Origin of the sequence: Dysosmobacter sp., assembly GCF_034093755.1 — a bacterium.
GTDB lineage: Bacteria > Bacillota > Clostridia > Oscillospirales > Oscillospiraceae > Oscillibacter.
In genome coordinates this window covers 37,166-44,126 of the sequence record NZ_JAXEBZ010000023.1, presented here as the reverse complement: position 1 = coordinate 44,126, position 6,961 = coordinate 37,166, and the positions used below count along the sequence as shown (strand labels likewise).

At 56.6% G+C, this 6,961-nt stretch carries 6 protein-coding genes and 1 tRNA gene; 3 read left to right on the top strand and 4 right to left on the bottom strand.

Annotated elements, in window-relative coordinates; all coding sequences use genetic code 11:
- The first annotated feature begins 501 nt into the window (after positions 1–501).
- From SOX55_RS03035 to SOX55_RS03025, 3 genes are all read left to right on the top strand, one after another.
- Positions 502–1,419 carry a tyrosine-type recombinase/integrase gene (locus SOX55_RS03035; RefSeq protein WP_325285959.1) on the top strand — a complete coding sequence of 306 codons (918 nt, stop codon included), beginning with the start codon at positions 502–504 and terminating at the stop codon, positions 1,417–1,419.
- Positions 1,409–1,600 (top strand): helix-turn-helix domain-containing protein, encoded by a 192-nt coding sequence (locus tag SOX55_RS03030; protein WP_325285958.1) that lies wholly within the window; start codon positions 1,409–1,411, stop codon positions 1,598–1,600. The genes SOX55_RS03035 and SOX55_RS03030 overlap by 11 nt, the downstream gene beginning before the upstream one ends.
- Before the next feature lie 90 nt (positions 1,601–1,690).
- Positions 1,691–2,884: a tyrosine-type recombinase/integrase gene (locus tag SOX55_RS03025; RefSeq protein ID WP_325285957.1), complete on the top strand. Its 1,194-nt coding sequence runs from the start codon at positions 1,691–1,693 to the stop codon at positions 2,882–2,884.
- A gap of 106 nt (positions 2,885–2,990) precedes the next feature.
- On the opposite strand, the gene SOX55_RS03020 is transcribed toward SOX55_RS03025, so the two are convergent.
- From SOX55_RS03020 to dctP, 4 genes are all read right to left on the bottom strand, one after another.
- A tRNA-Gln gene (locus SOX55_RS03020) sits at positions 2,991–3,064 on the bottom strand.
- Between the two features lie 70 nt (positions 3,065–3,134).
- Positions 3,135–4,043, bottom strand: coding sequence for a tRNA 2-thiocytidine biosynthesis TtcA family protein (locus tag SOX55_RS03015; protein ID WP_325285956.1), 909 nt, complete (start codon positions 4,041–4,043; stop codon positions 3,135–3,137).
- Between the two features lie 12 nt (positions 4,044–4,055).
- Positions 4,056–5,612 carry a cardiolipin synthase gene (gene cls, locus SOX55_RS03010; protein ID WP_325285955.1) on the bottom strand — a complete coding sequence of 519 codons (1,557 nt, stop codon included), beginning with the start codon at positions 5,610–5,612 and terminating at the stop codon, positions 4,056–4,058.
- A gap of 226 nt (positions 5,613–5,838) precedes the next feature.
- Complete coding sequence (gene dctP, locus SOX55_RS03005) at positions 5,839–6,909, bottom strand: TRAP transporter substrate-binding protein DctP (RefSeq protein ID WP_325285954.1); 1,071 nt, start codon at positions 6,907–6,909, stop codon at positions 5,839–5,841.
- Positions 6,910–6,961 lie beyond the last annotated feature (52 nt).

The following is a 6,961-nucleotide window of genomic DNA, read 5'->3' as shown; positions in this document are numbered from 1 at the left end:
AGGAGGTTTTTGTATGTTGAAGCTTTTTATTACCAGAGGAAATGATTTCAGACCGGTCTGGACTGCCGGTCACTCCCGCTTCTGGCAAAGCGTGAGGTCCTTTTGTCGTGTTATCCAGTTGTGCCAGCAACTGGGCTTTGTATCCGGGCAGTCAGAGTGTCCGGCCGGTTATGCAAAGCTCTCTCAGCAAATCAGACCTGCACCGGAAGGTCGAAGAACACGAGTGGCAGTATGCCGCAGCCGTTCCCAACGGTCGTGTTCGCCGCAGTCTCACCAGGCAGGGAGTTCCCCTCTCTATGCGGCGTTGATACTAAACAGCCAATTTCATAATTTCATAAACAGAGACAGAGAACGGAACAGAGTTCCTAAGTGCTGATACAGCAAGGTTTCCTCAAGTGATCGGTTCCTGTTTCTGCGGAGATTATCTGGAAACGGGGCGTTTGTGCCAACGGGTGTACTGCGTCCATTGGGCATTTCAGAACACAGGAGGAGCCTTTTTATATGAGGATCAAGATTCAACAAGTCGGCATCTACGAGACTCTGGTATCCCAGTTGGATCGTATTTTCCGGCACAATCGGCAAGGCAGCTTTCATACGAAGCGGCGCTATTATGAGGCAATGAAGCGATTCTGTGCCTATCTGGCCGATGAGTTCCATCTACAGAAGCTGTCCAACGTTAGTGGGAAACATCTGGTCAGTTATGTGATCTATCTGCAGGACACCGGTAAATCGGCCAGTACCATCAAAACTGATCTGGCCGCCATCCGGTTTTTCCATGACAAAATGGATCACAAGTACACACTGCCTTCCAATGACGAGTTGGGCGTTGCATTGGAACGCCGCAGGTTTGGACAGGATGACCGCACCTGGAGCATGACGGAGTTCAACAAGATGCTAGGCAAGGCCCTGGCTATTGACCGCTATGACTTCATCCTTGCTCTGTACCTGGCCCGGTATGCAGGTCTCCGTATCCATGAGTGCTTTCGCATCGATACCGCTACGGCGGAGCGGGCGCTCCGGGAGAACGCCATCACCATCAAGGGAAAGGGCGGCAAGGTGCGGACTGTCCCCATCAACGAGAAAATTGCCATCGCCATGCGAAAGCAGCTGGAGCGCACGCCACGGGGTCATAAGCTGCTGGTGCCCGATGATATGCCCACGGACCGGGCCATCAACCATCTGCAATTTTTCATTATGAAGCACCGGGACGAAGTGCGAGATGTGGATTCCGACCGCCCTATGACCTTCCATGGGCTCCGCCATACCTATGCGGCAGAGAAGTACCAGGAGCTGGTCGACAGCGGTAAGAGCGCCCTGGATGCCCATTTCGAAGTTTCCCGTCTATTAGGCCATGAGCGGCCGGATGTGACCAATATCTATCTGGCCTCTGTGAGAAAGGAGACCGTGGATGAACACTAAATATCGCTCTTACGATGAACTCCCTCTGACCCTTCGGGTAGAGGACTTAACATTCATTCTCGACATCGGGAGAAATACAGCTTATGAGCTGGTGCGCTGTGGAAAGATCCGCAGCATTCGCATCGGGCGTCAGCTGCGCATCCCCAAAGATGCTATACAGGACTACTTAGCGCAGCGTTAAGTGAGAGAAAAATTGACCAGTCCCCGTGTTTGGAGTACAATAGAGGCACCCCAAACACGGTGGACTGGCCCACGCTCGGAAAGGAGTATTATGAAGCGCAATAAGAAAAATGCGCAGGGAGCAGGGACCATCCGCAAGCGTTCTGATGGCCGGTGGGAAGCACGATTTACAATCGGCTTCGATCCCGTCAGCGGAAAGCAGAAGCAAAAATCAATTTATGGAAAGACGCAGAAAGATGTCCGGGAAAAGCTCGCGCAGGTCACGGTTGAGATCGATGAAGGGACCTATATAGAGCCCTGTCAGATGACGCTGGAAGAATGGATGACCATTTGGCTGGCGGAATATATGGGTGATAAAAAATGGTCTACTATCAAGCACTACAAGGCTCAGGTAAAAGCCCACATTCTCCCTGCCCTGGGACATTATCCGCTGTCACAGTTAAATCCTCACATGATTCAGGCATTTGACAATGCATTGCTGCGGGGAACTGGGAAAGAGAAGCCTTTGACGCCGAAAAGTGTTCGCAATGTGCACGGTGTTCTGCGAAAGTGTTTGGCCGTGGCTGTGCAGCTGGAGTATATCCGCCGCAATCCCGCAGAGCCGGTGATCCTGCCACGGGTAGAAAAGAAGATCATCAAGCCGCTGACAGATGAAGAGGTTCGAAAGATGATCTGCGCCGCAGGTGACGATGGCTTCGGGACACTGTTCAAAGTAGTGGTATTCACAGGGCTCCGGCTCGGTGAGGCGTTGGGCCTGACCTGGGACTGCGTGGATTTCACCAAGCGGCGACTGACCATTGACAAACAGCTGCAAAAGCGCCCGATTGCTGATGGTGGATTCGTTTTTGCCTCCTTGAAAAACGATAAGGTGCGTGTTGTCGCGCCGGCTCCCTATGTGCTGGATCTGCTGAAAGAGTGGGAACAGCGTCAGAAAGAGTGGCGTCTGAAGTGCGGCCCGGAATGGCAGGGGTGGAAAAATGAAAAAGAGCGGCGGACCGCTCTTGTATTCACCAATGAGTTCGGCGGACATCTGCATCCCCAGACCGTATACAATCACTTCAAGAAGCTGGCAGCATCTGTCGGCGCTCCCAATGCCAGGGTGCATGATCTTCGTCATACCTACGCCGTCCTGTCTCTCCAAAACGGAGATGATGTCAAAACGGTGCAGGGAAATCTGGGGCATGCGACAGCGGCCTTCACGCTGGATGTCTATGGTCATGTTTCGGAACGTATGAAAGAGGACAGTGCCAACCGGATGCAGCGGTATATTGAGGGACTTCGTTAGCTTTTGCGCTGGCCCCAAAAGATTGTTAAAAAATCTCGTAAGGGTCAACGTAAGGGTCAAAACGCAGAAAAAAGTCCTGAAACCCTTGGGATTTCAGGACTTTTTATGGCAGCGGGTGAAGGATTCGAACCCTCACATACAGAGTCAGAGTCTGCTGTGCTACCTTTACACAAACCCGCTATACTGTCCGCCGCTCTTGCAACGAACAGATATTATTATACTGAAAGCAAAGAAAATGTCAATAGGGTTTTTAAAAATTTTTCGCCGATTTTCCGTTTTTTTCTTCCTCCGGAGCCGCCTCCTCCGCCGGGCCTGCCAGCCGGTCATAATACTCCACCAGCGGGTAACTCCGGCCCCGGAATTTGCAGCCGGCAAAGGTGTCAATCTGGGCGTCATGGATGGCGGCGAACATGCTCTTTTCCACGGTGGGATTGGTTTTCCGCAGCTCCCGCAGCAGCATCTTCATCTCCTGGCGCTTGCTCTCCCCGATTCCGTCGCCGGAGGCCTCCCGGGCCTCTGTGAAGCGGCAGGCACACTGGAGGAACCGCAGGTGATTGTAGTCCTTCCAGGCGATGATGCTGTCCTCGTGGACGCAGTACAGCGGCCGGATCAGTTCCATGCCGGGGAAGTTCTTGCTGTGGAGCTTGGGGGGCATGGACTGGAGCTGGGCGCCGTAAAACAGGCCCAGCAGCGTCGTCTCGATGACGTCGGACATATGGTGGCCCAGGGCGATCTTGTTGCACCCCAGCTCCTGTGCCTTGCTGTACAGAAATCCCCGGCGCATTTTGGCGCAGAGGTAGCAGGGATTCCGGTCCACCTGGGTGGTAACAGCGAAAATATCGCTTTCAAACACGGTGATGGGGATCTCCAGCAGCCGGGCGTTCTCCTCAATCAGCTGGCGGTTGGCAGGGTTGTAGCCTGGGTCCATCACCAGAAACACCAGCACAAAGGGGGCGTCCGTGTGGCGCTGCAGCTCCTGCATCAGCTTGGCCAGCACCATGGAGTCCTTGCCGCCGGAGATGCAGACGGCGATGCGGTCGCCGGGTGCAATCAGCTCGTACCGCTTCACGGCGGCGATAAAGGGGTTCCAGAGGCTTTTGCGGTACTTTTTGATCAGGCTCCGCTCGGCGATCTGGCAGGGTGTCAATTCTCTGGGCATGGGGTCCTCCTCTCACAGCCAGATGGCAAACAGCTTCAGCACCGAGGCAAAGATCCGCCGGTACCAGGGCCGTTTCTTCCACTCCTGCAGGGTGTAGGGGCGGCTCTCCCCCATGATATGGTCCATGTCCTCCAGCAGCTCCTCCACCACCGGCGCGTAGTACATCAGCACGGCGCACTCATAGTGGAGCTGGAAGGTCCGGTAGTCCATGTTGGTGCTGCCCACCAGGGCCACCTCCCGGTCCACCATCACGCTTTTGGCGTGGAGGAAGCCGGGGGTGTACTTATAAATCCGGACGCCGTGCTCCAGCAGCTGGCCCCAGTAGGTCTCCGCCACCAGATAGGTGAACTTGTGGTCCGGCACGGCGGGGATCATCAGCCGCACGTCCACGCCGGAGTCCGCGGCGATGCACAGGGCCTTCTGCAGGGAGTCCTCCACCGCGTAATAGGGCGTGGTGAGGTACAGCATCCGTTTGGCGGAGCTGATCAGCTGGAGATACGTCTCCTCAATGGGGTTGTCCGGGTTGTTCAGCGGGCCGTCGGTAAAGGGCTGGCAGTAGCCCCTGGCCCGAATCTCATGGCGGGGGCGGTAGTAGTCGTCCTCGTTGGGCAGAGTCCGGCCGATCATCTTCCACATACGGATAAACTGCATGGCCAGGCCCCAGGCCCCCTCCCCTTCCAGCCGGATGGCGGAGTCCTTCCAGTGGCCGAAGCGGTTCACCAGGTTGGCGTATTCGTCGCCGATGTTGATGCCGCCGGTATAGGCGAAATAGCCGTCGATGACGGCGATCTTCCGGTGGTCCCGGTAATTGAAATACAGGCGGTTTACATAACGATGGACCGGATTAAAGATTTCAATCTCGATGCCCGCCTGCTGAATCTCCTGGAGCATTTCGTCAGACAGCCGGGTGATATTGCCGAAGTCATCGAAGATGATCCGGATCTCCACGCCCCGCTCAGCCCGCTCCCGCAGCACGGACAGCATCCGGTCCCAGATCTTCCCCTCCGCCAGGATGTAGTACTCCAGAAAGATATACGTCTCCGCCCGGGCCATATGGTCCAGCAGATCGTCGAAAAAGGCGGCGCCGTCGCCGAAGTATCTGGCGTCTGTGTTCTCGTACAGCAGGAAATTCCGTTTCTGCAGGTAGGTGCTGAGGCGGCCCCAGGCGGGGTCCAGCTTCCGCAGGCGGCTGATATTGGCCGCGCTCTTCCGGCGGGCGCCTTCTCTATCAGACAGTTCCGGAACCTTCTTCAGGCTCAGGGTCTTGGCTTGGTGGGTTCCGCCCCACAGCAGAAACAGCAGCATTCCCGCCACCGGGACTGCCAGCAGCAGGCACATCCAGCTGAGCTTGTAGGAGGGGCAGCTGTCCCGCCGGGTGTAAATCCAGATGGCCACCGCAAAGCCCACCGCCTGCAGCGCTCCGTAGATAAAGCCCACATAATCGTGGAGGAAGCGGCTCAGCAGCAGTGTCAGGGCAATCTGCACCAGAATCACAGCCGCGCACATGGCAATGCTGGCAGCCGCGGAGATCCGCCGCTCCGTTCTTTCCGCTACAGCTGTTTTCCGCATAGTCGCTCCTTCCCCGCAAACGCCTTCCGGCGGGCCCGCGCCGGGTCATGTTCCCGCGGCAGCAGGCGTATAATCTGTCTGATTGTTCTATTATATCACGTTCTCCCGGAAATTCCACCGGATAATTCGATAAAGCGCACGTAAAAGAGAAAACGCACGGCCGCCGAAAGCAACCGTGCGTTTCCACAACGCAACTTTTTGAATGGGTCAACCGAAAATGCTATTCTCAGGCAGTGAAAGCGTTGATCAGATCCTCGGTCAGCAGGCTGACGATCTCGGGATCGGTGTACATGGGCTCGGTGGCAGCCTTGAACTCGGCAACAGCCGCGTCAGACAGCTCGGTGATGGTGACGCCGGCGTCGGTCCACTTCTTCATAACCTGCTCAACGCCCTCGCGCTGCAGTTTGCGCTGATTCTCAGCAGCCTTGGCACCGCACTCGTCGACGATCTGCTGCAGCTCGGGAGACAGGGAATCATACAGATCCTTGTTCATGGTGAAGAAGATGCAGTCATAGATGCCGGTCCAGTTGGCGCAGTACTTGTTGACTTCCTGGATGGAGGCGCCGTCAGCGGTGGGCAGGGGGTTCTCCTGGCCGTCATAAGTACCGGTCTGCAGGCCGGTGTAGACCTCGGACCAGTTGGCGTTGGACCAGTTGGCGCCCCACATGCCGTAAGCGGTGTTCAGAACCTTGCAGCCGGCGACACGGATCTTCAGGCCCTGCATATCAGCCAGAGACTCGATGGGACGCTTGCTGTTGGTGATGGCACGGAAGCCGTTCTCGCCGACACCCAGCAGGTGCAGGCCCAGATCCTCAACGACCTTGCCCACAGCGGCACCGGGCTCGCCGGTCAGCTTGGCGTCGACGTCATCATAGGAGTCGAACAGGAAGGGCATGGAGACCACGTTCAGACGCTGGTCAAAGTTGGCATAGATGATGTTGGAGTGAGCGGACAGCTCAATGGTGCCGTCGATGGCGCCCTGAATGCCCTCGGTCTGGTTGCCGGCAGTCAGCTGGTCGGCAGCGTAGACCTCAACGGTAACAGCACCGCCGGTAGCGTCGCTGACCATCTGGCCGAAGTCACGGCCCATGTCAGCCCAGCAGGTGTTCTCGGTAGCGGAGCAAGCAAACTTCCAGGTCTGCTTCTCGAAGGTGGTGCCGGTGCTGGCAGCAGCGCTGGAGGCGCCGCTGGCGGCGGGAGCGGGAGCGGCGCTGCCGCTGGAGCTGCCGGAACCGCCGCAGGCGGCCAGGGACAGAGCCATGGTCAGAGCCAGAGCCATTGCAAGAAACTTTTTCATGGGTTTTCCTCCTTAAAATTTTAGTTGCGTTTATCTGAAATCACTTCCGTGA

Excerpts from the sequence above, each read along its gene's own strand:
- SOX55_RS03035 (WP_325285959.1), top strand. The coding sequence starts at position 502 with ATGAGGATCAAGATTCAACAAGTCGGCATCTACGAGACTCTGGTATCC.
- SOX55_RS03030 (WP_325285958.1), top strand. The coding sequence starts at position 1,409 with ATGAACACTAAATATCGCTCTTACGATGAACTCCCTCTGACCCTTCGG.
- SOX55_RS03025 (WP_325285957.1), top strand. The coding sequence starts at position 1,691 with ATGAAGCGCAATAAGAAAAATGCGCAGGGAGCAGGGACCATCCGCAAG.
- SOX55_RS03015 (WP_325285956.1), bottom strand. The coding sequence starts at position 4,043 with ATGCCCAGAGAATTGACACCCTGCCAGATCGCCGAGCGGAGCCTGATC.
- cls (WP_325285955.1), bottom strand. The coding sequence starts at position 5,612 with ATGCGGAAAACAGCTGTAGCGGAAAGAACGGAGCGGCGGATCTCCGCG.
- dctP (WP_325285954.1), bottom strand. The coding sequence starts at position 6,909 with ATGAAAAAGTTTCTTGCAATGGCTCTGGCTCTGACCATGGCTCTGTCC.